This is a genomic window from Corallococcus macrosporus (assembly GCF_017302985.1).
In the GTDB taxonomy this organism is placed as follows: Bacteria; Myxococcota; Myxococcia; order Myxococcales; family Myxococcaceae; genus Corallococcus; species Corallococcus macrosporus_A.
Genome location: NZ_JAFIMU010000007.1, coordinates 1,064,369 through 1,088,577, shown reverse-complemented (window position 1 = coordinate 1,088,577; position 24,209 = coordinate 1,064,369). Strand labels below are relative to the sequence as shown.

General features: G+C 69.4%; 22 protein-coding genes. 11 read left to right on the top strand and 11 right to left on the bottom strand.

Annotation, left to right across the window (positions count from 1 at the left end; all coding sequences use genetic code 11):
• Nucleotides 1-18: 18 nt before the first annotated feature.
• From kdsA to JYK02_RS16740, 4 genes are all read right to left on the bottom strand, one after another.
• Nucleotides 19-855: a 3-deoxy-8-phosphooctulonate synthase gene (gene kdsA, locus JYK02_RS16755; protein ID WP_207052260.1), complete on the bottom strand. Its 837-nt coding sequence runs from the start codon at nucleotides 853-855 to the stop codon at nucleotides 19-21.
• Nucleotides 852-2,489 (bottom strand): CTP synthase, encoded by a 1,638-nt coding sequence (locus JYK02_RS16750; protein WP_207052259.1) that lies wholly within the window; start codon nucleotides 2,487-2,489, stop codon nucleotides 852-854. Before JYK02_RS16750 ends, kdsA begins: the two co-directional genes overlap by 4 nt.
• Before the next feature lie 86 nt (nucleotides 2,490-2,575).
• Nucleotides 2,576-2,809 (bottom strand): hypothetical protein, encoded by a 234-nt coding sequence (locus JYK02_RS16745; RefSeq protein WP_014393887.1) that lies wholly within the window; start codon nucleotides 2,807-2,809, stop codon nucleotides 2,576-2,578.
• A gap of 327 nt (nucleotides 2,810-3,136) precedes the next feature.
• Nucleotides 3,137-4,906 carry an ABC transporter transmembrane domain-containing protein gene (locus JYK02_RS16740; protein ID WP_207052257.1) on the bottom strand — a complete coding sequence of 590 codons (1,770 nt, stop codon included), beginning with the start codon at nucleotides 4,904-4,906 and terminating at the stop codon, nucleotides 3,137-3,139.
• A gap of 115 nt (nucleotides 4,907-5,021) precedes the next feature.
• On the opposite strand from JYK02_RS16740, the gene JYK02_RS16735 reads away from it, so the two are divergent.
• Nucleotides 5,022-5,870 (top strand): aldo/keto reductase, encoded by an 849-nt coding sequence (locus JYK02_RS16735; RefSeq protein WP_207052256.1) that lies wholly within the window; start codon nucleotides 5,022-5,024, stop codon nucleotides 5,868-5,870.
• Here the strand turns inward: JYK02_RS16735 and kdsB are convergent.
• Nucleotides 5,863-6,609, bottom strand: coding sequence for a 3-deoxy-manno-octulosonate cytidylyltransferase (gene kdsB, locus JYK02_RS16730; RefSeq protein WP_207052254.1), 747 nt, complete (start codon nucleotides 6,607-6,609; stop codon nucleotides 5,863-5,865). The two genes, JYK02_RS16735 and kdsB, sit on opposite strands and share 8 nt — an antisense overlap.
• Before the next feature lie 103 nt (nucleotides 6,610-6,712).
• Here kdsB and wecB point away from each other — a divergent pair, with 103 nt between their 5' ends.
• The 3 genes from wecB to JYK02_RS16715 all read left to right on the top strand — a co-directional run bounded on the left by wecB (nucleotide 6,713) and on the right by JYK02_RS16715 (nucleotide 9,471).
• Entirely contained in the window at nucleotides 6,713-7,837 is a 1,125-nt protein-coding gene (wecB, locus tag JYK02_RS16725) for a non-hydrolyzing UDP-N-acetylglucosamine 2-epimerase (protein ID WP_120528971.1), read from the top strand.
• 106 nt (nucleotides 7,838-7,943) lie between these two features.
• Nucleotides 7,944-8,918 carry an RluA family pseudouridine synthase gene (locus JYK02_RS16720; protein WP_207052253.1) on the top strand — a complete coding sequence of 325 codons (975 nt, stop codon included), beginning with the start codon at nucleotides 7,944-7,946 and terminating at the stop codon, nucleotides 8,916-8,918.
• A 22-nt stretch (nucleotides 8,919-8,940) separates the two neighbouring features.
• Nucleotides 8,941-9,471, top strand: a complete 531-nt coding sequence (locus tag JYK02_RS16715) for a dihydrofolate reductase family protein (RefSeq protein ID WP_207052251.1) — start codon at nucleotides 8,941-8,943, stop codon at nucleotides 9,469-9,471.
• A gap of 2 nt (nucleotides 9,472-9,473) precedes the next feature.
• Here JYK02_RS16715 and JYK02_RS16710 read toward each other — a convergent pair whose 3' ends face one another.
• Together JYK02_RS16710 and purF are read right to left on the bottom strand one after the other, a co-directional pair.
• Entirely contained in the window at nucleotides 9,474-10,223 is a 750-nt protein-coding gene (locus JYK02_RS16710) for an alpha/beta fold hydrolase (RefSeq protein ID WP_242588775.1), read from the bottom strand.
• Between the two features lie 48 nt (nucleotides 10,224-10,271).
• Nucleotides 10,272-11,657 (bottom strand): amidophosphoribosyltransferase, encoded by a 1,386-nt coding sequence (gene purF, locus JYK02_RS16705; RefSeq protein WP_242588774.1) that lies wholly within the window; start codon nucleotides 11,655-11,657, stop codon nucleotides 10,272-10,274.
• Nucleotides 11,658-11,824: 167 nt separating this feature from the next.
• Between purF and JYK02_RS16700 the strand changes: the two genes are divergently transcribed.
• A complete protein-coding gene (locus tag JYK02_RS16700; protein ID WP_207052245.1) occupies nucleotides 11,825-13,141 on the top strand; it encodes a neutral/alkaline non-lysosomal ceramidase N-terminal domain-containing protein in 1,317 nt (438 codons plus the stop codon).
• Nucleotides 13,142-13,285: 144 nt separating this feature from the next.
• Nucleotides 13,286-14,143: a KPN_02809 family neutral zinc metallopeptidase gene (ypfJ, locus tag JYK02_RS16695; protein WP_207052243.1), complete on the top strand. Its 858-nt coding sequence runs from the start codon at nucleotides 13,286-13,288 to the stop codon at nucleotides 14,141-14,143.
• A 15-nt stretch (nucleotides 14,144-14,158) separates the two neighbouring features.
• On the opposite strand, the gene JYK02_RS16690 is transcribed toward ypfJ, so the two are convergent.
• Nucleotides 14,159-14,590 carry a hypothetical protein gene (locus tag JYK02_RS16690; RefSeq protein WP_207052240.1) on the bottom strand — a complete coding sequence of 144 codons (432 nt, stop codon included), beginning with the start codon at nucleotides 14,588-14,590 and terminating at the stop codon, nucleotides 14,159-14,161.
• Between the two features lie 353 nt (nucleotides 14,591-14,943).
• On the opposite strand from JYK02_RS16690, the gene JYK02_RS16685 reads away from it, so the two are divergent.
• Both JYK02_RS16685 and JYK02_RS16680 read left to right on the top strand, forming a co-directional pair.
• Nucleotides 14,944-16,497, top strand: a complete 1,554-nt coding sequence (locus JYK02_RS16685) for a parallel beta-helix domain-containing protein (protein ID WP_207052238.1) — start codon at nucleotides 14,944-14,946, stop codon at nucleotides 16,495-16,497.
• Between the two features lie 39 nt (nucleotides 16,498-16,536).
• Nucleotides 16,537-17,751, top strand: a complete 1,215-nt coding sequence (locus JYK02_RS16680; protein ID WP_347402511.1) for an SO2930 family diheme c-type cytochrome — start codon at nucleotides 16,537-16,539, stop codon at nucleotides 17,749-17,751.
• Between the two features lie 3 nt (nucleotides 17,752-17,754).
• Here JYK02_RS16680 and JYK02_RS16675 read toward each other — a convergent pair whose 3' ends face one another.
• Nucleotides 17,755-19,038: a dicarboxylate/amino acid:cation symporter gene (locus JYK02_RS16675; RefSeq protein ID WP_207052235.1), complete on the bottom strand. Its 1,284-nt coding sequence runs from the start codon at nucleotides 19,036-19,038 to the stop codon at nucleotides 17,755-17,757.
• Nucleotides 19,039-19,201: 163 nt separating this feature from the next.
• Here JYK02_RS16675 and JYK02_RS16670 point away from each other — a divergent pair, with 163 nt between their 5' ends.
• The gene (locus JYK02_RS16670) at nucleotides 19,202-19,396 is read left to right on the top strand and encodes a hypothetical protein (protein WP_207052234.1); all 195 of its coding nucleotides are present in this window, start codon (nucleotides 19,202-19,204) and stop codon (nucleotides 19,394-19,396) included.
• Between the two features lie 25 nt (nucleotides 19,397-19,421).
• Nucleotides 19,422-20,135 carry a S8 family serine peptidase gene (locus JYK02_RS16665; RefSeq protein ID WP_207052233.1) on the top strand — a complete coding sequence of 238 codons (714 nt, stop codon included), beginning with the start codon at nucleotides 19,422-19,424 and terminating at the stop codon, nucleotides 20,133-20,135.
• Between the two features lie 19 nt (nucleotides 20,136-20,154).
• Here JYK02_RS16665 and JYK02_RS16660 read toward each other — a convergent pair whose 3' ends face one another.
• Complete coding sequence (locus JYK02_RS16660; protein WP_347402510.1) at nucleotides 20,155-22,269, bottom strand: catalase; 2,115 nt, start codon at nucleotides 22,267-22,269, stop codon at nucleotides 20,155-20,157.
• A 141-nt stretch (nucleotides 22,270-22,410) separates the two neighbouring features.
• The gene (locus JYK02_RS16655; RefSeq protein ID WP_207052232.1) at nucleotides 22,411-23,430 is read right to left on the bottom strand and encodes an NADP-dependent oxidoreductase; all 1,020 of its coding nucleotides are present in this window, start codon (nucleotides 23,428-23,430) and stop codon (nucleotides 22,411-22,413) included.
• Between the two features lie 185 nt (nucleotides 23,431-23,615).
• Between JYK02_RS16655 and JYK02_RS16650 the strand changes: the two genes are divergently transcribed.
• The gene (locus JYK02_RS16650) at nucleotides 23,616-24,176 is read left to right on the top strand and encodes a Uma2 family endonuclease (protein WP_207055152.1); all 561 of its coding nucleotides are present in this window, start codon (nucleotides 23,616-23,618) and stop codon (nucleotides 24,174-24,176) included.
• The last annotated feature ends 33 nt before the right edge of the window (nucleotides 24,177-24,209 follow it).

The window sequence follows — 24,209 nt, the reverse complement described above, 5'->3', positions numbered from 1 at the left end:
CCTCACCTTTCGCGTCCATCAACTGGCTTCGTGACCCAGCGCGCGGCGGATGCTGAGCACATCTCGTACCACGTCCTCGAACATCTGGGGATTGAGCGAGCACGGACCGTCACACAGGGCACGGTCGGGGTCTTCGTGGACTTCTGTGAATAAAGCGTCAATCCCGGCGGCAGCGGCGCTCCGGGCGAGCAGCGAGACGAACCTGCGCTCGCCGCCTGTCTTGCCGTCGCTGGAGGAGGGGAGCTGGACGGCGTGGGTCGCGTCCATGCACACGACGAGGCCGGCCTCGCGCATCTGGGCGAAGCCGCGCATGTCCACGACGAGGTTGTTGTAGCCGAAGGACGAGCCCCGCTCGGTGACGAGGATGTTGGGGTTGCCCGCCTCCACGGCCTTCTTCGCCGAGTGGACGATGTCCTTGGGGGCGACGAACTGTCCCTTCTTCAAGTTCACCCCCTTGCCCGAGCGGGCCACCGCCTCCACAAGGTCCGTCTGGCGGCAGAGGAAGGCGGGTATCTGGATGATATCCACGACTTCTGCGGCAGGCCCGACGTGGCTGGTTTCATGGACGTCCGTGAGAACGGGCACGCCCACCTCCCGGCGGATGCGGTCCAGGATTCTCAGACCTTCTTTCAAACCCGGGCCGCGGAAGGACTTGCCGCTGGTCCGGTTGGCCTTGTCATAGGAACATTTGAAGGCATACGGGACGCCCAGCCGGGCGGTGATGCCCTTGAGGAGGTGGGCGTGGCGCAGCGCCATCTCCTCGGACTCGATGCTGTCCGGGCCGGCGATGACGAAGAGGCGCTGGCCGGGGCCGACCTTGTGGCCGCACAGCTCGATGGAGGGGGTGTTGCTCATGAGCGCACCGGGGCGGTCCGGGTGGCGTCGCGCTGGGCGAGCGCCGCGCCGATGAAGCCGGAGAACAGCGGGTGGGGGGCGAAGGGCTTGCTCTTGAACTCGGGATGGAACTGGCAGCCGACGAAGTACGGGTGGTCCGCCAGCTCAATCATCTCCACCAGGTTCAGCTCCGGGTTGTGGCCGGAGATGACGAGCCCGGCCTCCTGGAGACGGCCACGGTAGGCGTTGTTGACCTCGTAGCGGTGGCGGTGGCGCTCCTGGATGGAGTCGTTGGCGTAGAGCTTGTGCGCGACGGTGCCGGGCTTGAGCGCGCACGCGTAGCTGCCCAGGCGCATGGTGCCGCCCTTGTCCTGCACCTTCACCTGGCTCTCCATGAGCGTCACCACCGGGTGCGCGGTGTGCTCGTCGAACTCCAGGCTGTTGGCGCCCTTCAAGCCCAGCACGGTGCGGCTGAACTCCACCACGGCCATCTGGAGGCCCAGGCAGATGCCGAAGAAGGGGAGCTTGTTCTCGCGCGCGTAGCGGACCGCGGCGATCTTCCCCTCCGTGCCGCGCACGCCGAAGCCGCCGGGCACGAGCACCGCGTCCACGCCCTCGAGCGTCTTCTCCGGTCCCTGCGCCTCCACGTCCTGGCTGTCCACGAAGCGCAGCTTCACGCGCACGTCGTTGGCGATGCCGCCGTGGAGCAGGGACTCGTTGAGGCTCTTGTAGCTCTCCGTGAGGTTCACGTACTTGCCCACGATGGCGACGGTGACTTCGCCGCGCGCGGGCTCGTAGATCTTCCGGACGATGGTCTCCCACTTCTCCAGGTGGGGCGCGCGGCTCCAGATGTTGAGCACCTCCGCCAGCCGCTCATCCAGGCCCTGGCGGTGCAGTTCCAGGGGCAGCTCGTAGATGCTGCGCACGTCCGGGGACGTGAACACGTTGCCGTTGTCCACGTTGCAGAACATGGCGATCTTGTCCTTCAGCTCGCGCGAAATCTCCCGGTCCGTGCGGCACAGGAGGAAGTCCGGCTGGATGCCGATTTCGCGCAGCTTCATCACCGAGTGCTGCGTGGGCTTGGTCTTCACCTCACCCGCGGCGCCGATGTACGGCAGCAGCGTCAGGTGGATGTAGACGGCGTTCTGGCTGCCCACGTCGTAGCGCATCTGGCGGATGGCCTCGAGGAAGGGCAGGGACTCGATGTCGCCCACCGTGCCGCCGACCTCCACGATGACGACGTCCACGTCCTGGGCGGCCTGGCGGATGCTGGCCTTGATCTCATCCGTGACGTGCGGAATCACCTGGACCGTCTTGCCCAGGTACTCACCCCGGCGTTCCTTGGTGATGACCGCGTTGTAGATGCGGCCGGAGGTGAAGTTGTTGAGGCGGCTCATCCGGGCGTGGGTGAACCGCTCGTAGTGGCCCAGGTCCATGTCGGTCTCGCCACCGTCCTCGGTGACGAACACTTCGCCGTGCTGGAAGGGGCTCATCGTGCCCGGATCCACGTTGATGTAGGGATCCAGCTTGATGAGGGTGATGTCCAGCCCGCGGTTCTCGAGGAGGGCGCCAATGGATGCGGAGGCCAGTCCCTTCCCCAGCGAGCTGACCACGCCGCCCGTCACGAAGATGAACTTGGTTTTCTTGGAGCGCATGTCCCTTCCTGCCAAGAGGGCCAGGGGGCGTCAAATATTCTCTGACGGCTGGACGCTCGGCTGGCCCGACCCGCAGGGTCAGCCCTTCACTGCGCGTCCCAACCGCCGGGACGGGCGACCGCGAACTGCTGGGCGGTGGGCTGGCCCACGCGGAAGTGCCGCAGGTCGCACCCCCGGCAGCTCCAGCCTTCCCAGCCTTTCTTGACGACCTGGTGAAGGCAGGCGTCGTAGTTGGGACAAAAAAGGTTGCGCTGGTCGTCCACCGTCTCTTCGTCACGGAGGGCGGAAGGCAGAGGGATGGGGCACGGTGTGATGGACACGGCAGTTCTCCTGCAGTCGACCCCGACGGTCGTGGATGTGCTTCCCCCCGGCGGCCACGAACCGGTGGGTGGACAGGACATTCCCGGTAGGAAAGGGGACGAAAAAAGTCGCCCCCGCCGGCAAAGGCAGGGGCGACTCGTTACCGCGGGCGTCACTTCCGCCGGGGACAACCTGCGTTAGCAGGCCACCGCGACGGAGGTGGACGCCTTGATCTTGCTGTCGTTCAAGGCATCACCTCCTTTCTTGCGGCAGCAGAGATAATGCGCGGCCCCATTTCTCGCCACGCAGATGGTGGGGTGGGAGAGGGTCGTCCGGGGAACGAGCGTTCAGGCGGCGACGACCTGACGCTCCACGAGGCGGCGGTACAGGCCGTCCTGCGTCATGAGGGTGGCGTGGGTGCCGCTCTGCACCACGCGGCCGTGCTCCAGCACCAGCACGCGCTGGGCGTTGGCCACGGTGGACAGGCGGTGGGCGATGATGAGCGTGGTGCGGCCCTGCATCAGCCGGTCCAGGGCGTCCTTGACCAGGTGCTCGCTCTCCGCGTCCAGGGCGCTGGTGGCCTCATCCAAGATGAGGATGCGCGGGTCCTTGAGCACGGCGCGCGCGATGGCCACGCGCTGCTTCTGGCCGCCGGACAGCTGCACGCCGCGCTCGCCCACCTCCGTGCGGTAGCCGTCCGGGAAGCGCTGGATGAAGTCGTGCGCGTTGGCGGCCCGGGCGGCGGCCTCCACCTCCGCGTCGGTGGCGTCCGGGCGGCCGTAGCGGATGTTGTCCGCGATGGAGCAGGAGAAGAGCAGGGGCTCCTGGGCGACCATGCCCACGTGGCGCCGCAGCCAGCTGGGGTCCAGGGACGGCAGGGGCCGGCCGTCCAGCAGCAGCTGGCCCTGGAGCGGATCATAGAAGCGCGACAGGAGGGCGGCGAGGGTGGACTTGCCCGCGCCGGAGGAGCCCACCACGGCGACGACCTCGCCGGCCTTGAGCGTGAGGTCGATGCCCTGGAGCACCGGCACGTCCGGGCGCGTGGGGTAGGCGAAGTGCACGTCGCGCAGCTCCACGCGGCCCTCGACGGTGGCGGGGCGCTCGCCCTCGGTGGCGGGGATGGCGGGCGTGCGGTCCATCAATTCGAAGACGCGCTCGGCGGCGCCAGACGCGCGCATGAAGTCCGCCCAGAGGTCCGCCAGCGAGCCCAGGGAGACGGCCACGAGCATGGTGTAGATGAGGAACGAGGTGAGGGCACCCACGGACAGCTCGCCGTTCACCACCAGCCGGCCGCCGTACCAGAAGACCACCACCGCGGAGATGTAGCCCGCGCTGGAGGCGCCGCCCATGAAGGCGGCGGACTGGCGCGCGCGGTGGCGGGCGACCTCGTAGGCGTGGCGCACGGTGCTGCCGTAGCGCGCGACCTCGGACGGCTCGGCCGCGAAGGAGCGCACGGTGCGCAGGCCGGACAGGCTCTCCTCGGCGACCTCGCTGGCCTTGGCGAGCGCGTCCTGCACGTTGCGCGACAGCCCGCGCACGCGCCGGCCGTAGACCATGCCGCCCACGGCGACGAGGGGCACGATGGCGAGCATCAGGAACGTGAGCGACGCGGAGGTGTAGAAGAGCAGCACGATGCCGCCCAGGGCCTGCACGGCGTTGCGCAGCCCCTGGGAGATGTTCACGCTCACCGTGTTCTGGAGCACGGTGGTGTCGGAGGCGAGCCGGCTGGTGAGCTCTCCGGTGCGGTGCGTGTCGAAGAAGGCCACCTCCTGGTCCATGAGGCTCCGGAAGAAGTCATGGCGCAGGCGCATGACCACGCGCTCACCGGCGGTGCTGAAGAGGTAGTAGCGCAGGGCGGTGGCGACGCCCTGGACCATGAAGACGGCCAGCATGACGAGCGCGGCCCTGTCGATGAGGTCGCGGTTCTTCGCGTTGAGGGCCTCGTCGATGAGGATGCGGACGCCCTGGGGGTACACGAGGCTGGCGCCGCTGCTGATGAGCAGGAAGACGGTGGCGAACAGCAGCGTGCCGACCTCTGGGCGGGCGAGGGCCAGCAGGCGGCGGACGGTGACCCCGGAGGAGCGGCGGGATGTCGGAGCGGTAACGGAGGGAGGCACCGCCGGAGCCTACTGGACTGTCGGGGGGCGTGCAGCCCGGACGGTGACGCAGGGCCGGGATGCAGGCGGGAGGCCCGGGTGGTATTCCAGGGTTTGTTCCATGCGAGGAGGGGCCATGGAGAAGCGCGTCTTCGGCAACACCGGGGTGGCGGTGCCCGTCATCGGACAGGGCACCTGGCAGATGGAGGAGGACGACGCGGAAGGGGCCATCCGCGCCCTGCGCGCCGGGCTGGACCTGGGGCTCACGCACCTGGACACCGCGGAGCTCTACGGCCACGGCCGCGTGGAGGAGACGCTGGTGGCCAAGGCCATCGCGGGCCGGCGCGACGAGGTGTACCTCGTCTCCAAGGTGATGCCCTCCAATGCGACGCGCCGGGGCACGGTGGCCGCCTGTGAGCGCAGCCTGAAGCGGCTGGGCACGGACCGGCTGGATTGCTACCTGCTGCACTGGCCCGGCTCGCACCCGCTGGAGGGCACGGTGGAGGCCTTCGAGGAGCTGGTGGCGGCCGGGAAGATCCGCTCCTGGGGGGTGAGCAACTTCGGGGTGGAGGACCTGGAGGAGGTGCTGGCGCTCGCGGGCAAGGGGCGCATCGCGTGCAACCAGGTGCTGTACCACCTGGAGGAGCGCGCCATCGAGCACGCGGTCGTCCCGTGGTGCGAGGCGCAGGGCGTGGCGGTGGTGGCCTACAGCCCGTTCGGCAACGGGCAGTTCCCGTCACCGACCAGCGCGGGCGGCAAGGTGCTGGCGTCCATCGCGAAGGCGCACGGCGTGACGCCCTTCCAGGTGGCGCTCCAGTTCCTCGTGCGCCGGCCGTCGGTGTTCGCCATCCCCAAGGCGAGCGACGCTGCGCACGTGCGCGACAACGCGAGCGCGGCCTCGCTGAAGCTCACGCAGGAGGAGCTCCAGCGCATCGACGCGGCCTTCCCCAAGGGCGACGAGCCGGACGAGCTGCCGGTCATCTGACGCCGGCGCGCTCGCGCATCACGGCCTCCACGCGGGCCACGTCCTCCGGCACGTCCACCGCCACGGTGCGCCAGTTCACGCTGGCGCAGCGGATGCGCAGGCCGTGCTCCAGGGCGCGCAACTGCTCCAGCTTCTCCGTCTCTTCCAGGGGCGTGGGCTGGAGCGTGGCGAGCTTCAGCAGCGTGTCCCGGCGGTAGCCGTAGAGGCCCAGGTGGGCCCAGCGGCGCACGGGGGTGCCGGGCTCGCGGGCGTGCGGCACCGCGGCGCGGCTGAAGTAGAGCGCGTCACCGTTGAGGGCGAGCACGGCCTTCACCACGTTGGGGTTGTCCACCTCCTCCGCCTCCAGGGGACGCACCAGGGTGCCCATGTGCACCGCGTCGTCCTGGAAGAGGTCCGCCAGCACCTTGAGTGCGGCGGGGTCCACGAGCGGTTCATCTCCCTGCACGTTCACCCACACGTCCACGTCCGGGCGGGCGCGGGCGACCTCCGCGATGCGGTCCGTGCCGGTGGGGCAGGCGGGGCTGGTCATCACCGCGCGGCCGCCGAAGCCCTCCACGACGTCGCGAATGCGCGCGTCATCGGTGGCCACCCACACCTCGTCGAAGGCGCTGGCTTCCTGACAGCGGCGCCAGACGTGTTCGACCATGGGAGTGCCGGCGATGAGGGCGAGCGGCTTGCCAGGGAAGCGGGTGCTGGCATGGCGGGCGGGGATGACGGCCACGGTGCGGGAGGCGGGCATGGGGCGGCATCTATCAGATTCAGGACGTCCCACTGCTTCCGGTAGACGGCTGTTGGCCCCACCCCTGGCCGGAAATAGGCACGTGCCTATTTTCCGGAGCGACATGAAGAAGGTCATCCACATCGTTGGCGCGCGTCCGAATTTCATGAAGGTGGCACCCATTCACCGGGCCATCTCCGCGCGCGGGTCCCTGCAGCAGCTCGTCATCCACACCGGCCAGCACTACGACGCGAAGATGAGCGACGTCTTCTTCGCGGACCTGGGGCTGCCTCCGCCTGAAATCCACCTGGGCATCGGCTCCGGGAGCCACGCCGAGCAGACGGCGAAGATGATGGTGGAGATGGAGAAGGTCTTCCTCAAGGAGAAGCCGGACCTGGTCTCCGTGGTGGGTGACGTGAACAGCACCATCGCCGCGGCGCTGGTGACGTCCAAGCTGGCCATCCCGCTGTCCCACGTGGAAGCGGGCCTGCGCAGCTTCGAGCGGCACCAGCCGGAGGAGATCAACCGCGTCGTCACCGACCGGCTCTCCGACCTGCTGCTCACGCCGTCGCGCGACGCGGACGCGAACCTTCTGAAGGAGGGCATCGACCCGAAGCACATCCATCTGGTGGGCAACGTGATGATCGACTCGCTCCTGTCGTCCAAGGAGAAGGCCGACCAGCTGCCCACGCTGAAGACGCTGGGCCTGGAGCCCAAGGGCTACGTGGTGGCGACGCTGCACCGGCCGTCCAACGTGGACAACCCGAAGCTGCTGGCGGGCCTGCTGGGCGTGCTGATGGACGTGGCGAAGCAGCTGCCCGTCGTGTTCCCGGTGCACCCGCGCACGCGCAAGATGATCGCCGAGCAGGGCCTGGGCCCGAAGCTGGAGCAGACGCCGGGGCTCAAGCTGGTGGACCCCATGGGCTACCTGGAGTTCCTGTCCGTCACGTCGCAGGCGAAGCTGGTGATGACGGACTCCGGCGGCCTGCAGGAGGAGACCACGGCGCTGAACGTGCCGTGTCTCACCATGCGCGAGCAGACCGAGCGCCCCATCACCGTGGAGGTCGGCTCCAACGAGGTGGTGGGCACCGACCCCGCGCGCATCCGCGAGGCCGCGAACCGCGTGCTGGCCGGCGACTTCAAGAAGGGCCGCGTGCCGGAGCTGTGGGACGGCCGCACGGGCGAGCGCATCGCGGACCTGTACGCGCGCTTCCTGGGCGTGGTGGAGGCGAAGCGCGCCTTCGGGTGAGCGGAACGCGTCCTTGAAGCAATCAGGCCGCCGGGTGCTCGCGTCTTCGTGCGCGGGGGCCGGGCGGCCTTCGTGTTCCGAAGCATGGTAGAGCGTCGGGCTCGCCATGCGTGAAGACGCCGACAGCGCTCCGGCCGTGCCCGACGGCTACGTGGACATCCCGTTCGTCGTGGAGCCGAACTACGCGGGGTGGCGGCTGGACCGCTACCTCTGCGAGAAGATCCGCCGCATGGACCTGGAGCGCGTGCGCGGCATCATCCTGCGCGGCGTCCTGTGCGACGAGTACCGGCTCAAGCCCTCCACGCCCGTGTACCCGGGGCTCACCTTCCGGATCCGCCGCCCCGCGAGCCAGGAGCCCGTGACGCCCACGGAGCTGCCCGTCGTCTTCTCCGATGACTGGCTGCTGGTGTTGGACAAGCCGGCGGGGCTGCCCATCCACCCCACCGCGCGCTACCACAAGGGCACGCTGGTGACGCTGCTGCGCGAGCGCTTCGGTGAGCGCTTCGCGGAGCCCGCGCACCGGCTGGACCGCGAGACGAGCGGCCTGGTGGTGTGCGGCCGCACCACCGAGTCCTGCCGCGTGCTGGGCGGGCTGTTCCTGTCGCGCGACGTGCACAAGGAGTACCTGGCGCTGTGCGAGGGCCAGCCCTCCGAGGACACCTTCGTCGTGGACGCGCCCATCGCGGAGGGCACGGACCTGATCCGCATCGCCGTGCGCATCGACCCGGTGGCGGGCAAGCCCAGCCGCACGCGCTTCCAGGTGCTCCAGCGCTTCACGCATGGCGGCGCGCCGTTCGCGCTGCTGCGCTGCTTTCCGGAGACGGGGCGGCAGCATCAGATCCGCATCCACCTGCGCGAGGCGGGCTTCCCGCTGGTGGGCGACAAGATGTACGGGCCGGACCCCGGCTACTTCGACCGGTTCAGCAAGCACACGCTGGAGCCGGAGGCGTGGGAGCGGCTGCGATTGCCTCGGCACGCGCTCCACGCGGAGCGCATCACGTTCCCGCATCCGGGCACCGGGGCAACCGTCACCTTCGCGTCACCGCTTCCGGATGACCTGAAGGACTTCATCGCCGGGTGAGCACCTGCGGTACTTTCACGGAATGCGACCTCTTCGGTATTCCATCAACATCACGTTGGACGGGTGCTGTGATCATCGTGCGGGTTTCGCGGACGAAGGGCTGCATCGTTACACGGCCGAACTCCTCGGGCGTGCCGATGCCCTCCTGTTTGGCCGGGTGACCTACGAGATGATGGAGGCCGCGTTCCGGCAGCCATCTGAGATGGACGGCCCCTTCGCCCGGATGATCGACGCGGCGAAGAAGTACGTCGTGTCGAGCACCCTGGACCGGGTCGATTGGAACGCGGAGCTCGTGCGCGGGGACCTGGGGACGGCGGTTCAACAACTCAAGAACCAGCCGGGGAAGGGCCTGTACGTGGGCGGCGTGAAGCTCCCGCTGGCGTTGGCGGAGCTCGGGTTGATCGACGAGTACGAGTTCCTGGTGCATCCCCGGATCGCGGGCCACGGACCGACGTTGTTCGCGGGGCTGTCGAAGTACGTCGACTTGAAGCTCGTGGGCCGACAGGAGCTCGCTTCGGGGGCGATGGCCCTGCGGTACGAGCCGCGCAGGTAGCCTCAGGCCAGCTCGCGCATGAACGACGCGACCACCTCCGCCAGGCGCCCGGGTTGGTCGTAGGGGAGGCCGTGGCCGGCGTCCTGGATCTGTTCGATCCGGATGCGTGGGTTGAGGCCCCGCAGCTCCGTCGCCATCTCGAACGTGACGACGGGGCTGCTGTCCCCGATGACGAGGAGGGTGGGGACTTCAATCGCGCTCACCACGTCGCGATAGTCGGGGTTGGGCGGTGTGAGGACGTCGAAGGCTTCCGTGCTCGTCTTCAGTCTCGCCTCGGCAAGATGCCCGAGGAGTTCGGGCGAGCGATGCGGCTGCCGGGCCTGGGCCTGGGCGACGAGCTCGGCCTTGCTGGATGCGAGGGTCCGGCGGTGTTGCCCGGCGACGTCGCTGGCGTGCACCTCGCGCTGGCGCTCGGGACTCAGGAACGTCGGGTCCACCAGGACGAGGCCGCGGAGGTCCGTCCTTCGACTCGCCACCACCGCGGCGGTCATGCCGCCCATCGAGTGGCCCATCAGCACCGGGCGGGAGAGTCCCAGGCCTTGGATGAGGCCCACGACGTCGCTTGCGTGGTCTTCGTACCGGTAGCCGTGGAGCGGCGTGCTCGAACCGCCATGCCCTCTTGCGTCGGGCATGACGACGTCGAATCCACCTTCGAGCACGCGCGCCACGGGCGTCCAGCAGGCGCCGCTTCCGATCAATCCATGGAGCAGGACGACCGGAGGCCTGGCGCCTCCGGTCCGGAGGTAGTGCATGTGGAGTCCGTTCGTTTCACGGACTCCACTCATCCAAACCGTCACGGCTCAGGCGCTGAGCTTGGTGGCGCCACCCGCGCTCTGGATCAGCTTGTCGGTGAGGTACTGCCCGGAGAAGCACGCGGTGCAGTAGGTGCTCCGCTTCGGGTCCTCCACCGCGGTGCCCAGGCCCTCCAGCGACAGGTAGCCCAGGGAGTCCGCCGTCACGTACTTGGCGATCTCCTCCGTGGTGTGGCTGGCGGCGATGAGCTCCGTGCGGCTGGGCGTGTCGATGCCGTAGTAGCAGGGCCACTGCGTGGGCGGCGACGAGATGCGCAGGTGCACCTCCACGGCGCCCGCGGCCTTGAGCATCTTCACGATCTTCCGGCTGGTGGTGCCGCGCACGATGGAGTCATCCACCACCACCACGCGCTTGCCCTTGAGCACCTGGCGCACGGCGGACAGCTTCAGCTTCACGCCGAAGTGGCGGATGGACTGCTGCGGCTCGATGAAGGTGCGGCCCACGTAGTGGCTGCGGATGAGGCCCACGTCGTAGGGGATGCCGCTCGCCTGCGAGAAGCCGATGGCTGCGGGCACGCCCGAGTCCGGCACCGCGATGACCAGGTCCGCTTCCGCGGGCTGCTCGCGCGCCAGCTGCATGCCCAGGCGCTTGCGCACCTCGTAGACGCTGGTGCCGAAGAGGACGGAGTCCGGCTTGGCGAAGTAGACGTGCTCGAAGATGCAGCGGCCCAGCCGCGCGGCGGGCTTGAAGGGCATGCTGGTGCGCAGCACGCCGTTCTCGATGACGACCATCTCGCCGGGCTCCAGCTCGCGGACGATCTCCGCCTCGATGAGGTCCAGCGCCGTCGTCTCGCTGGCGAGCACGTACGCGCCTTCCTTCATCTTGCCCAGCACCAGCGGCCGGAAGCCGTTGGGGTCGCGCACCGCGATGAGCTTGTCCTCGGTGAGCAGCAGGATGCTGTAGGCGCCCTCCACCCGGCGCAGCGCCTCCACGAGGCGCGCCTCGAAGGTGGGCTGCTTGGAGCGGGCGAGGAGGTGCATCACCACCTCCGTGTCCGCGTCCGACTGGAACAGCGCGCCCTCCGCCTCCAGCTCCGCCTTGAGCTCCGTCGCGTTCACGAGGTTGCCGTTGTGCGCGATGGAGAACTGGCCGCCCGCGTAGTTCACGAACAGGGGCTGGGCGTTCTTGATGCCGCTGCCGCCCGCCGTGCTGTAGCGCACGTGGCCGATGGCGGCCTTGCCGGGGAGGTTCTCAATCACCGGCGCGGTGAAGATGTCCGCGACCAGGCCCATCTGCCGGTGCGCGCGCAGGACGTGCCCGTCGGACGCGACGATGCCGGCGGACTCCTGTCCGCGGTGCTGCAGGGCATGCAACCCCAGGTACGTCAGGTTGGACGCCTCTCCATGACCCACGATTCCGAAGATGCCGCACATGGCGCGCTGCCTTACCCCTTTCGACCGCGAAGCGGAACAGGAACGCACGCCTTGAAGGTGGGTATTCCACTCGACGTCGACGTCGGCCCTTGTAGGCCAGGCAAGGTGCCGCCGCCTGAAAGGTAGGAGCCGCCGGGAAGCGCCGAGGGGCTACGCTGCCCTCCGGCATGTCCTCTTCCCGGCGCTCCTTCCTCCGCACCCTGCTGCCCTTCGCCTTGCTAACGGCCGGGGCCGCCTACGCGCTCGCCTCATGGAACTGGTGTGGGAGGTGGGAGGAGCGCACGCCCGAGGTGCTGTCACAGGTGCGTGGCGAAGGCCCCCTGCGGGCAGGCGCGGCCAAGGTGGCCCTCTCCCCGCCCTTCCCGGTGGTGGTGGCCGGCTACGCCCCACCCCGGCCCGAGGCGAGCCAGGCCGAGCAGCCCGTCCACGCGAGGGCCCTGGTGCTGGAGGCCGGAGGGGCGCGCGTGGGCGTGGTGTCGCTGGAGCTGCTCTTCGTGACCCCGGAAATCACGGAGCGGGTGCGCGAGCGCGCCGCGAAGGCGGGGGTGAAGGAGGTGCTGGTGGTGGCCACGCACACGCACTCCTCCTTTGGAGGGTACGACGCACGCCAGGTGGCCGAGCTGTCCGGGACGGGGCACTACCAGGAGGCCTCCGTGAACGCGGTGGTGGCCGGCGCGAGCGAGGCGCTGGAGAAGGCCGCGGCCGCCATGACGGACGTGACGCTGGAGGTGGGCGGCGCGGCGGACGCGGGGCTCGTCTATTCCCGCTCTGGAGGCGACGCCCCGGACGGCCAGCTCACGCGGGTGGGATTGCGCGGGGCCGCAGGGCCGGTGGCGGAGGTGCTGGTGTTCGCCGCGCACGCCACGCTCATCCCCCGGCAGCGGGCGCTGGTGGATCCGGACTACCCGGGCCGGCTGAGCACGCTGCGCGAGGAGGCGGGCCAGGGCGTCTCCCTGTTCGTGCAGGGCAGCGAGGGCAACGCGTCCGTGGCCTTCTCCGAGGGCCAGGGCCCCGAGCGCGCCCTGGGCTTCGCGCGCAAGCTGTCCACGCTGGCGGACACGGCGGCCGGGACGCCCGAGCCGGGCCCGGTGCGGCTGGCGTTCGCGCGGGTGCGGACCGCGCTGCCCCGGCCGGACTCGTCGCGGCTGGTGCCGGCCTTCACCCGGGCGGCGGGGGACAACTTCCTGTGTGCCTCCTCTCCGCGCGACGCGGAGGTGGACGCGCTGGCGCTGGGGCCGCTGGAGCTGCTGTCCATCCCGGGCGAGCCCACCGTGGGCGCGGGCCGGGCGCTGGCGGACCTCTCCGGGGCCACGCACGTGCTGGGGCTCGCGAACGGCTACGTGGGCTACCTGGACACGCCGGAGCAGGTGCGCGCGGGGCAGGGCGAGTCCCGGCGCCAGTATTTCGGTCCCACGCTGCTGGAGCGCCTGGGTACCGCCGCGCGCGTGGCTTCCGGGGCGGTGGGCTTCTCCGGCGGGAAGTAGGCCGGGCGGTCAGGACGACGGCCCGCCCGCCTGCCTGTCCTGGGGACCTCCTGACGTCCGGACGCCCCGGGCCGCACCGTCGCTGACGGAGGGCCCGCTGCCTACCTTGGTCCCCAGATCATCTTTGCGTTCAGGGGGCACGGGATGAGGTGGGAAGGCGGACGTCGCAGCTCGAACATCGAGGACCGGCGGGGCGGTGGTTTCGGGCGCCCGCTCGCGGTGGGCGGTGGCGCCGCGTCGCTGGTGGTGGCGCTGCTGGTGATGCTGCTGGGCGGGGACCCGTCCGACGTGCAGATCGGCACGCGCGGCTCTCCGTATTCGGATCCGGCCACGGGCGGCTCCGGGAACGTGGACCCCCAGCAGGAGAAGATGAAGGACTTCGCCTCCGTCGTCCTCGCGGACACGGAGGACACCTGGCCCCAGCTGCTGGAGCCGCAGGGTGTGCGCTACGTGCAGCCGCACCTGGTGCTCTTCACGGACGCGGTGCAGTCCGCGTGCGGCGCGCAGGAGAGCGCGGTGGGGCCGTTCTACTGCCCGGGCGACCAGAAGGTGTACCTGGACCTGAGCTTCTTCAACGAGCTGGAGAGCCGCTTCGGCGCGCCCGGTGACTTCGGCCGCGCGTACGTCATCGCGCACGAGGTGGGCCACCACGTGCAGAACCTGTTGGGCATCTCCCGCAAGGTGCAGTCCATGCGCAACCGCACGAGCGAGGAGCAGGCCAACCAGCTCTCCGTGCTGACAGAGCTCCAGGCGGACTGCTTCGCCGGCATCTGGGCCAACCACGCCCAGAAGGACCGCAACATCCTGGAGCAGGGGGACGTGGAGGAGGGCCTGGGCGCCGCCAGCGCCGTGGGCGACGACACCCTCCAGAAGCGCGCCCGGGGTTACGTCGTCCCCGAGTCCTTCACCCACGGCTCCGCCGCGCAGCGCATGACCTGGTTCAAGCGCGGCCTGGAGCAGGGGACGCTGGAGGCGTGCGACACCTTCAACGCCCGGCGCTAGGGACGCCCGGCCCGTTCAACGGCGACGCTGCTGCTGCGTCCCGTTGAGCGGCTGTTGGAGCTGATACGTGCCGTTGAGCGGCTGCTGGAGTTGATACGTCCCATTCAGCGGCTGTTGGAGCTGATAGGTCCCGTTGAGCGGCTGCTGGAGCTGGTACGTGCCGATGAGCGGCTGCTCCAGCTGGTACGAGCCGACAAGGGGCTGCTGGAGCGCGTAGCTGCCAGCGGGCGGCTGCTCGAACGCGCCGCTGTTCGCGGGCGGCTGATACCAGTAATTGTCCCAGAAGGTGCTGTCACCGGAGCGGTCTGTCAGTGATTGCCGCTCATCCAGGTTCTGCGAGTCATTGCCCTCCGGGGCAGCCGCCGCTTCGTCCTGCTGCGCCAACACCGTCATGGCCGGGCCGGACGCGAGCGCCACCACCAGGGTCACCAGGGTGCCTGCGCGCATGGGAGTCCTCCTTCTTCCGTCGCGGGAGAGGGAGAACCGCGCCGCGACCTGCTTCTCAAGATGACCGCCCGGGTGGGCTGCGGGGAGCACGCGGACCGGGCTGCCCCGCCTGCCCGGGTGCCGGCCGTGGAGCCTTGCGTCAATTGCATTCCGAACACATTCCGAACGATAGGCTTACCGCGTGTGCGTGCTTTTTTGAGCGTGGCTAAAGGGGGGCTGCGTCAAAACACAAACGTGCAACTTGTACTTGTCGTCAGTGTGTCTTTGCTCCGAGCATGCCGCCTTCCCGCTGCTTCGCGGGCCGTGGGGGCTCCCCCCGTGGCCCCTGTGGAGCGGCCTCGCGGAGGAATGACATGCCCCGTTTGCAGTGGACCCGCGCATCGAGCGCGACCCTTCTGGCCCTGGTGGGGGCCCTCTCGCTGACCGCCTGCTCGGATGACGACGACACCACGCCGGACTCGGGCGTGAAGGTGGACGCGGGCACGACCACGGACGCGGGCAGTGACGCGGGCACCACGGACGCGGGCAGTGACGCGGGCAGCGTGGACACGGGCATCGCCTGGGACGGCGGCAGCGCGGGCACCTTCTCCTGCGAGGGCAAGACGCAGACGACGCTGAACTTCGCGCCGGGCCAGGAAGAGGCGTTCCAGGACCAGGTGAACACGCTGGCCGAGTGCACCACCATCACGCTGGCGCCGGGCACGTACACCTTCGACAACGCCATCACCATCCGCAAGAACGGCATCACGCTGGTGGGCGCGGGCAAGGGCGCGAAGGGCGAGGGCACGGGCGGGGCGAGCAGCACGGTGCTGGTGTTCACCAACGCCGCGGCGAACTCCAACGGCCTGGACGTGGTGGGTGACCGCTTCACGGTGAGCAACCTGGCCGTGTGGAACGCCAAGAAGGACGCCATCCGCGTGGAGTCCTCCACGGACGTGGTGATGCGCGGCGTGCGCACCGAGTGGGAGAAGGCCGACCAGGAGAGCAACGGCAAGTACGGCCTGTACCCGGTGAAGTCCAAGTACGTCCTCATCGAGGACTGCGAGGCGTACAACGCCGCGGACGCGGGCATCTACGTGGGCCAGACGGAGTACGCCGTCGTGCGCAACAGCATCGCGAAGCAGAACGTGGCGGGCATCGAGATCGAGAACACGAAGTTCGCCTACGTGCTGGGCAACACGGCCCAGGACAACACCACGGGCCTGGTGGTGTTCGACCTGCCGGGCAACCCCATCAAGGGGACCGACATCCGGGTGAAGAACAACGTCATCACCGGCAACAACCGGAACAACTTCGCGTCCGTCCAGGCCAGCAGCAGCACGGTGTCGCAGGTGCCGGCGGGCACGGGCACGTTCATGCTGGCGTCGCGCCGCGTGGAGCTGACGGGCAACACCTGGGGCAACAACAACACGGTGGACGTGGCGGTGCTGAGCGGCCTCACCATCGACTCGAACCCGGCGAACTGGTCCGCGGCCGGCGGCAACTGGGCCAGCGCCGACGTCTACATCCACGACAACACCTTCCAGGGTGGCAGCGGCGACAACGTGGACAACGGCAACCTGAGCCAGACGCGGCGGCCCCTGGGCGCGGCCCTGGCGGCGCTCTACGCCTACGGCGAGACGCAGGGCACGCTCGGCGTGGAGCACCTGGTGTGGGACGGCCTGGATCCGGTGGGCCATGACCGCGCGCAGATCAACCCCATCAACATCTGCTTCGTGAACAACACGCTGCCCGCGAGCACCACCACGGCCATCGTGGACCTGGACCTCCAGGCGGCCGCCACGCTGGCGGGCCAGGGCAACCTGGCGGGCGCGTGGGGCAAGACGCGGCACTACGCGGCCAACAAGGCCGAGTTCAACTGCGCCGGCTTCAGCCCCGCGCTGACGATTGGCGACGCCATCCAGTAATCGCAGTCAGGGAGCGTGACACCCATGTGGACGTCGTTCGTGAAGCCCCGTCTCCCCGTGGTGCTGCTGGCGCTGTCGCTGGCGGCCTGCGGTTCCTCCGACCCGGAGAACCCCGCGCCCACACCCGACGCGGGGACCTCCGTGCCGGATGCCGGAACGGAGGATGCGGGGGTTCCCGACGCCGGTGTGCCAGACGCGGGGCCCGTGGACTCCGGAACGCCTGACGCGGGCGAGCCGGACGCGGGCCCTCCGCTGGCCATCCCCAACACGCTGTCGGGCTACGGGCTGTTCACCGGAAGCCCGGCGGACGGGGGACTCGTCCCGGTGGAGGGCAACGTGCCCTACACCCTGTCCACCGCGCTGTTCTCCGACTACGCGGTCAAGTCACGCACCCTCTACATCCCCCCCGGCAAGACGGCGCGCTACCAGCCCATGGCCGCGCTGGACCTGCCGGTGGGGACGCTGATCACGAAGACGTTCGCCTTCCCGGCGGACCTGCGGAAGCCGGACCAGGACGTGCGGGTCATCGAGACGCGCGTCCTGGTGCACCAGCCCTCAGGCTGGGAGGCGTGGCCGTACGTCTGGAACGCGGAGCAGACGGAGGCCACGCTGGCCACCGGCGGCCGCTCGCGTGACGTGACGTTCATCGACTCGGAAGGGGAGACCCGTTCGTTCAAGTACGCGGTGCCCTCCAAGAACCAGTGCCAGCAGTGCCACCACCTGGTGGACGACAAGGGGGCGCAGGTGATGCACCCCATTGGCGTGAAGGCGCGCTACCTGCACCGCACCAACACGTACGGCGGCGTGGAGCACGACCAGTTGGAGTACCTGGCGTCGCTGGGCAAGCTGGACGGCCTGCCTGCCGCGGCGGAGTTGCCGAAGGCGCCGGACGCGTTCGATCCGCAGGCGGCGGACCTGACCACGCGGGCGCGCACGTACCTGGACATCAACTGCGCGCATTGCCACAACCCGAAGGGGACGGCGGGCATCACCAGCCAGTTGTTCCTCGACATCGGGACCACGAGCATGTTCAGCCTGGGCGAGTGCAAGCGCCCGGGCTCCGCGGGCAGCGGCGTGGGCGGCGAGTTCGACATCCTCCCCGGCAACCACGCGGAGTCCATCCTCTGGTACCGGATGCACACGGAGGAGTCCGGCAAGATGATGCCGCAGATTGGCCGCACGGTTCGCCACGCGGAGGGCTCGCAGCTCATCGCGGACTGGATTGATTCCCTGCCGGCGAAGACCTGCAAGTAGCGCTCAGCTGACCGGCGACGGGGGTTGGGGCTCCTCCAGCCCCACGTTGCTGGACGCGCGGTTGTAGACGGCCAGGTCCAGCAGGCCCTCCTCGCGCGCCACCAGCACGGGCACCAGCATCTGCCCGGTGACGTTGGTGAGGGTGCGCATCATGTCCAGCACCCGGTCGATGGCCAGCAGGTAGCCCAGCCCCTCCAGGGGCAGCCCCGCGGCGCTGAGGACGACGGTGGTCATCACCACCGCCGTGCCGGGCACGCCCGCGGTGCCGAAGCTGCCCAGCACGGACGCCAGCAGGATGATGAAGAGCTGCGGCGCGGACAGCGTCAGGCCGAAGTATTGGGCAATGAAGAGCGACGTCATCGCCGGGTAGATGGCGCCGCAGCCGTCCATCTTGATGGTGGCGCCCAGCGGCACCGCGAACGCCGCGTAGTCGCGGTTGACGCCCAGGTTGTGGGTGACGCTGCGCAGGGCCACCGGCATGGACGCGAAGCTGGAGGAGCTGACGAACGCCACCTGCATGCCCGGCGCGGCGCCCCGGAAGAAGCGCAGCGGGTTGAGCCCGTGCGCCGCCAGCAGCCCTCCGTACACGAAGACGACGTGCACCGCGCACGCGAGGTACAGCGTGAGGACGAAGGTGCCCAGGGGCAGCAGGCGCTCGAAGCCGTAGGTGCCCACCAGCGCGGCGATGAGGCCGAAGGTGCCCAGCGGCGTGAGCTCCAGCACGAAGCGGGTGACTTGAATCATCGCGTCGCTGGCCTCGCCCACCAGCGCGCGCAGGCGCTCCGTGCGCTCGCCCAGCTTCACCAGCGCGAAGCCCAGCAGGCCCGCGAAGAAGATGACCTGGAGCATCTTGCCTTCGGCGAGCGCGGCGAAGGGGTTGGTGGGCACCACGTCCAGCAGCACCTGCACCGGGCCGGGCACCTGGCGGGGCTTGTAGTCGCTGGCCGCCTGGAGCGTGCCCACGCCCAGGCCCGGCTTCGTGAGGGCGGCGGTGCCCAGCCCCACGCCCACGGCCAGCGCGGCGGTGACGGCGAACCAGAGGAAGGTGCGGCCGCCCAGCGCCGCCACGCTCTTCTGGCCGCGCAGCGCGGACACCGCGTGGATGACGGCGAAGAACACCAGCGGCGTGGCGATCATCCGGATGAGCTGGACGTAGAGCGTGCCCAGCGGCTGGAGCCACGTGCCGGCCCGGTCGCCCAGCGCCCACCCGGCGAGCGCGCCCAGCACGAAGGCGCCCAGCACGCGCTGCCAGAAGGGAATGCGGAACCAGCGGGCCCAGAGCTTCATCGCGCGACACCTCTCACACCGGTGGACCGGCAGACCCTAACTCCCTCGCGGGTCCGCCGCCGCGTTCCTGGCGGGGGGATGCCCCACATCATTGCGACCCGTCCCCCAGCCCCCTAGTCTCCTGACCGCTTTTCCCCCCCAATCCGATGTCAGGAGTGCTCCCTTGAAATTCACGAGCAAGGACGTGTCGAAGCTGCTGGACGAAGTGAGCGGGTCCGAGGACCTCATCGGGTACGCCTGCGCCACGTCGTACATGAACGGCTTCCAGTGGACGTGGAACGGCACCCAGTGGGTGGGGACCTACTACCCCACGCAGCTGAAGATGCCGGTGGGTGAGGACTCTTCCAGCTCCTGCTAGGCCTCGCTTCAAGGCCCTGCCTCCCGTGAAGGTCGCCATCGTGGACAGCGGTGTGTCGGTGGGCTTCCTTCGCGGGGCGGGGTTGTCGCTTGCCGGAGCGGCGAGCTTCACGGTGGACCGGGAGGCGCGGCGCCTGGAGTCCCGCGTCCACTCGCGTGAGGAGCTGGCCGCCTGGCGTCACGGCGGCTCCGCACTGGAGGACCTGGAGGACACGCACGGTCACGGCACCGCGGTGCTGAGCATCCTGCTGGACCAGGGCCGCCCCGGTGACGACGTCGAGTGGTACGTCGCGCGCGTGCTGGACGGGCGGATGCGCGGGGATTCGCTGAGCCTGCTGGAGGCGCTGGAGTGGCTGACCGGGGACGTGCGCCCGGACCTCATCAACCTGAGCCTGGGCACCGTGGGCCGCGCCTTCGAGGCGCCCCTGGCCGCGCTGCTGGACCGGGCGGTGGAGCAGGGGAGCCTGGTGCTCTGCGCGGCCGGTCCCGTGTCGGGGCTGCCGTCCGGGATGCCGTCGGTGGTGACGGTGGCGGACGCGGCCATGGCGCACGCGCTGCGCAAGGGCGACATCGTGGACCACGTCGAGGACGCGGCCACGGTGCGGCTGTACGCGGACGGGGCCTGGGGGGAGCGACCCATCACGAGCAGCTACGCGTGCGCCCTCGCGGCGGCGCGGGTGCTGCGCGAGGGCTGTCCTCCCGGCTGGCGGCGCGTCACCGCGTCACAGCGGACGCGGTGACGTCACCGGGTTGAAGGCCTCAGGCCGGGACGCGGGTGTTGTCCTTGCGGTCCCAGTGCCGGTGCTGCGCGAGCGCCGCGGAGAACGCGGTGGCCAGCGCGGTGCCGGCTCCGGCCTTGGAGCCCGCGACGACGCCGGGCGCGGCCGGGTCGATTTCGCAGGCCTTCAGCATGTCCTCCGCGTCCTTGGACGCGCCCACCGTCTTGCAGTGCAGGTAGGCCTCCTGCACGAAGTGGCGCGACTCCCCGTCCTTCTTCAGCGTGGCCACGCTCGCGGCGCCGCCGGCGATGAAGACGCCGTCGTACTCCACGGAGGCGGTCGTCATGGCGCTCTTGTCCACCGGCACGTCCTTGCCGTTGGCGGCCTTCACCGTGCCCAGGCGCTTGGCGATGATCTTCACCTTCGCGCCCTGTGCCTCCAGCTCCTTGCGCACGGCCATCAGCTCGTCCGCGTCCACGCCGTCCGCGACGAGCACGCCAATCTTCCGGGACTTGATGGACGGCGGCGTCGTCATCTTCATCGCCTCCATGCTCAGGGCCTTGGACGCGGGCGGACCCTTGGGCGTGGCGGGCGTGGCCTTGGGGGCGGGCAGGCCCAGCCCTTCGGCCACGGCGGACACCAGCAGGGCGTCAATCTTCGCGAAGTGCTCCAGCACGCGCTCCTGGATGGCGCGCGTCTCCACCTTGCCCAGCTCGAAGCGGCAGGCGTCGATGAGGTGCTCCTGCTCCGGCGCGGACAGGCTGCGGAAGAACAGCGCGGCCTGGCTGTAGTGGTCGTTGAAGGAGGCGGCGCGCTCGCGGATCTTCTGGCCGCTCACGGCTTCCGGGTGGTGCACGAAGCCGCCCTGCTTCTGGGACGCGAGGAACGGGCAGCCTCCGCCCAGCGAGTTGGGGAAGTAGTTGGCGCGGCCCACGTTGCTCGTGTGCCGGCTGAAGCCGTCCTGCTGGTGGTTGTGCACCGGCGCCACCGGGCGGTTGATGGGGATCTCCGCGAAGTTCGGTCCGCCCAGGCGCGTCAGTTGCGTGTCCAGGTACGAGAAGAGCCGCGCCTGCATCAGCGGATCATCCGTGAAGTCGATGCCCGGCACGATGTTGGACACGCAGAAGGCGACCTGCTCCGTCTCCGCGAAGAAGTTCGTCGGGTTGCGGTCCAGCGTGAGCTTGCCCACCGGAATCACCGGGGCGATCTCCTCCGGGACGATCTTCGTCGCGTCCAGCAGGTCCGCGCCCAGCTTCGTCGCGTCCGACTCCTCCAGGATTTGAACGCCCAGCTCGTACTCGGGGAAGTCCCCCTGCTCGATGGCCTCGAAGAGGTCGCGGCGGTGGAAGTCCGGGTCCTTGCCCGCCAGCTTCTGCGCCTCGTCCCAGACGAGCGAGTGCGTGCCCAGCAGCGGCTTCCAGTGGAACTTCACGAAGCGCGAGGTGTTCTTCTCGTCGATGAAGCGGAAGGTGTGGACGCCAAAGCCCTGCATCATCCGGTACGAGCGCGGGATGGCGCGGTCGGACATGATCCACATGACCATGTGCATCGTCTCCGGGACGAGCGACACGAAGTCCCAGAACGAGTCATGCGCCGTCTGTGCCTGGGGCATCTCGTGGTGGGGCTCCGGCTTGGCCGCGTGCACGACGTCCGGGAACTTGATGCCGTCCTGGATGAAGAAGACGGGGATGTTGTTGCCCACCAGGTCGAAGTTGCCCTCCTCCGTGTAGAACTTCACCGCGAAGCCGCGCACGTCGCGCACGGTGTCCGCGGAGCCGCGCGAGCCCGCGACGGTGGAGAAGCGCACGAACACGGGCGTCTTCTTCTTGGGGTCCTGGAGGAACTTCGCGCGGGTGTACTTCGCCTGCGACTCGTAGGGCTGGAAGTAGCCATGGGCCGCGGAGCCGCGCGCGTGGACGACGCGCTCGGGGATCCGCTCGTGGTCGAAGCGGGTCATCTTCTCGCGGAAGTGGAAGTCCTCCAGCAGCGTGGGGCCGCGAGCGCCAATCTTGAGCGAGTCGTCGGTGTGCTCGACGCGGATGCCCTGGTCCGTGGTGAGGAAGTTGCCCGTGGGCTCCGAGCGGTCCCTCGCGAGCTGCTCATCCTTGCTCTTCTCGTCGACGTGCACCGCGTCCGGATGCTTCTGTGAGGTCACCGCACTGCCTCCTTCAAGGGGGCGTGCAGGGTGCCGGACGCGGTGGAGGCCGCACGTCTTCGTGGCTGCCTTTGGGAGGTTTGGGACTCAAAGGCGGGGCTGTGTCCGGTGGCGCTCGTTCCGGACGTTGGCCACCGAGCGTCAGGCGTCCTTCGCCAGCCGCACCAGCATCTTGCCGGTGTTGTCCCCGCGCAGCAGGCCGATGAACGCGCCGGGGGCCTGGTCCAGGCCGTCCACCACGGTGGCCACGTCCGACACCTTGCCCTCGCGCAGCCACTGGCCCACGTCGCGCAGGAAGTCCGCGCGGCGGTCCCCGTGGTCCATGACGATGAAGCCCTGGAGGGTGAGGCGCTTGCCCACGGCGAGGAACAGGTTGCGCGGGCCGGGCGCGGGGGTGGTGGCGTTGTACCCGGAGATGGAGCCGCACAGGACGATGCGGCCGTGGTTGTTCATCAGGCCGATGGCGGCCTCCAGGTGGTCGCCGCCCACGTTGTCGAAGTACACGTCGATGCCGTCCGGGCAGGCCTTCGCCAGGGACTCGGCGATGGGGGCGGACTTGTAGTTGAGGCCAGCGTCGAACTTCAGGTCGTCACGCAGGTGCTTCACCTTCGCGTCCGAGCCGACGCTGCCCACCACGCGGCAGCCCTTGATGCGGGCAATCTGTCCCACGACGCCGCCCACGGCTCCGGCCGCGGCGGACACGAAGACGGTGTCGCCGGCCTTCGGCCTGCCAAGGTCGAGCAGGCCCACGTACGCGGTCATCCCCGGCATGCCGAGCACGCCGAGGTACGCGGAGAGCGGGCCCACGGACGGGTCGGCCTTCTGGTAGTGCTTCGCGGGGGCGACGGTGTACTCGCGCCAGCCGCCGGTGCCGACGACGAAGTCCCCTTCCTTGAAGTCGGGTGAGCGCGAGCGGAGGACCTGGCCCACGGCGCCGCCGTCCATGACCTCGCCCAGCTTGAAGGGCGGGACGTAGGACTTCGCGTCGTTCATGCGGCCGCGCATGTACGGATCCACGGACATGAAGTGGTTGCGCACGAGGACCTGTCCCTCGGCGGGCTCCGGGACGGTGACGGTGACGAACTCGAAGTTGTCCGGCGTGGGTTCACCGTGCGGGCGGGACTTCAGGTGGATTTCGCGACCCTGGAGCGGCGTGGCCATGGGGGACCTTTCGGGGAAGGAGGGGAAGATGCGGGCCTCTTAACCGTGGGGTGGTGGCGGGGCAGGGGAATCGCTGGAAGATGTGTAAGGTAGGCCGCCGGACGTGTGCCCTGTCATGTCGGACGGGCGTGCTACCCCTTGCCGTCATGGATAGAGTGGAGGGCGGCGAGGAATGGGGAGACGTGATGGGAAAGAAGCCCGCGACCTATGCGGACCTGGAGGCGCTTCCCGACCATGTCGTGGGGGAGCTCGTCGCGGGCGAGCTGTATGCAAGCCCACGGCCGGCAGCGCGGCATGCATCCGCTGCCATTCGGCTCAGCAGCAAGCTTGTAGGGGCTTTCGAGTGGGGAAGTGGCGGACCCGGTGGATGGCTGTTCCTGGGCGAGCAGGAGCTGCACCTCCATCAGGATGTCCTGGTTCCAGATGTCGCCGGATGGAGGTTGGAGCGGATGCCCGACGTTCCTGACACTGTGGCGGTATCGCTCGCGCCGGACTGGGTCTGCGAGGTGTTGTCCCCGTCCACCTGGAAGCTGGATCGCGAGGTGAAAATGCCGGTGTACGCGCGCGAGGGCGTGCGGCACGTATGGTTGATGGATCCGCGGACGCGCACGCTGGAGGTGTTCAGCCTGCGGGACGGAAGGTACGAGGCACTGCTTACGCATGTTGGGTCTGCTCCCGTGCGGGCGGAGCCCTTCGACGCGGTGGAGCTGGATCTCGCGCTCATCTGGGGACGCACGGAGAGCTGACGCAACCCCCGGCCGGGGTTACGCGCGATGACG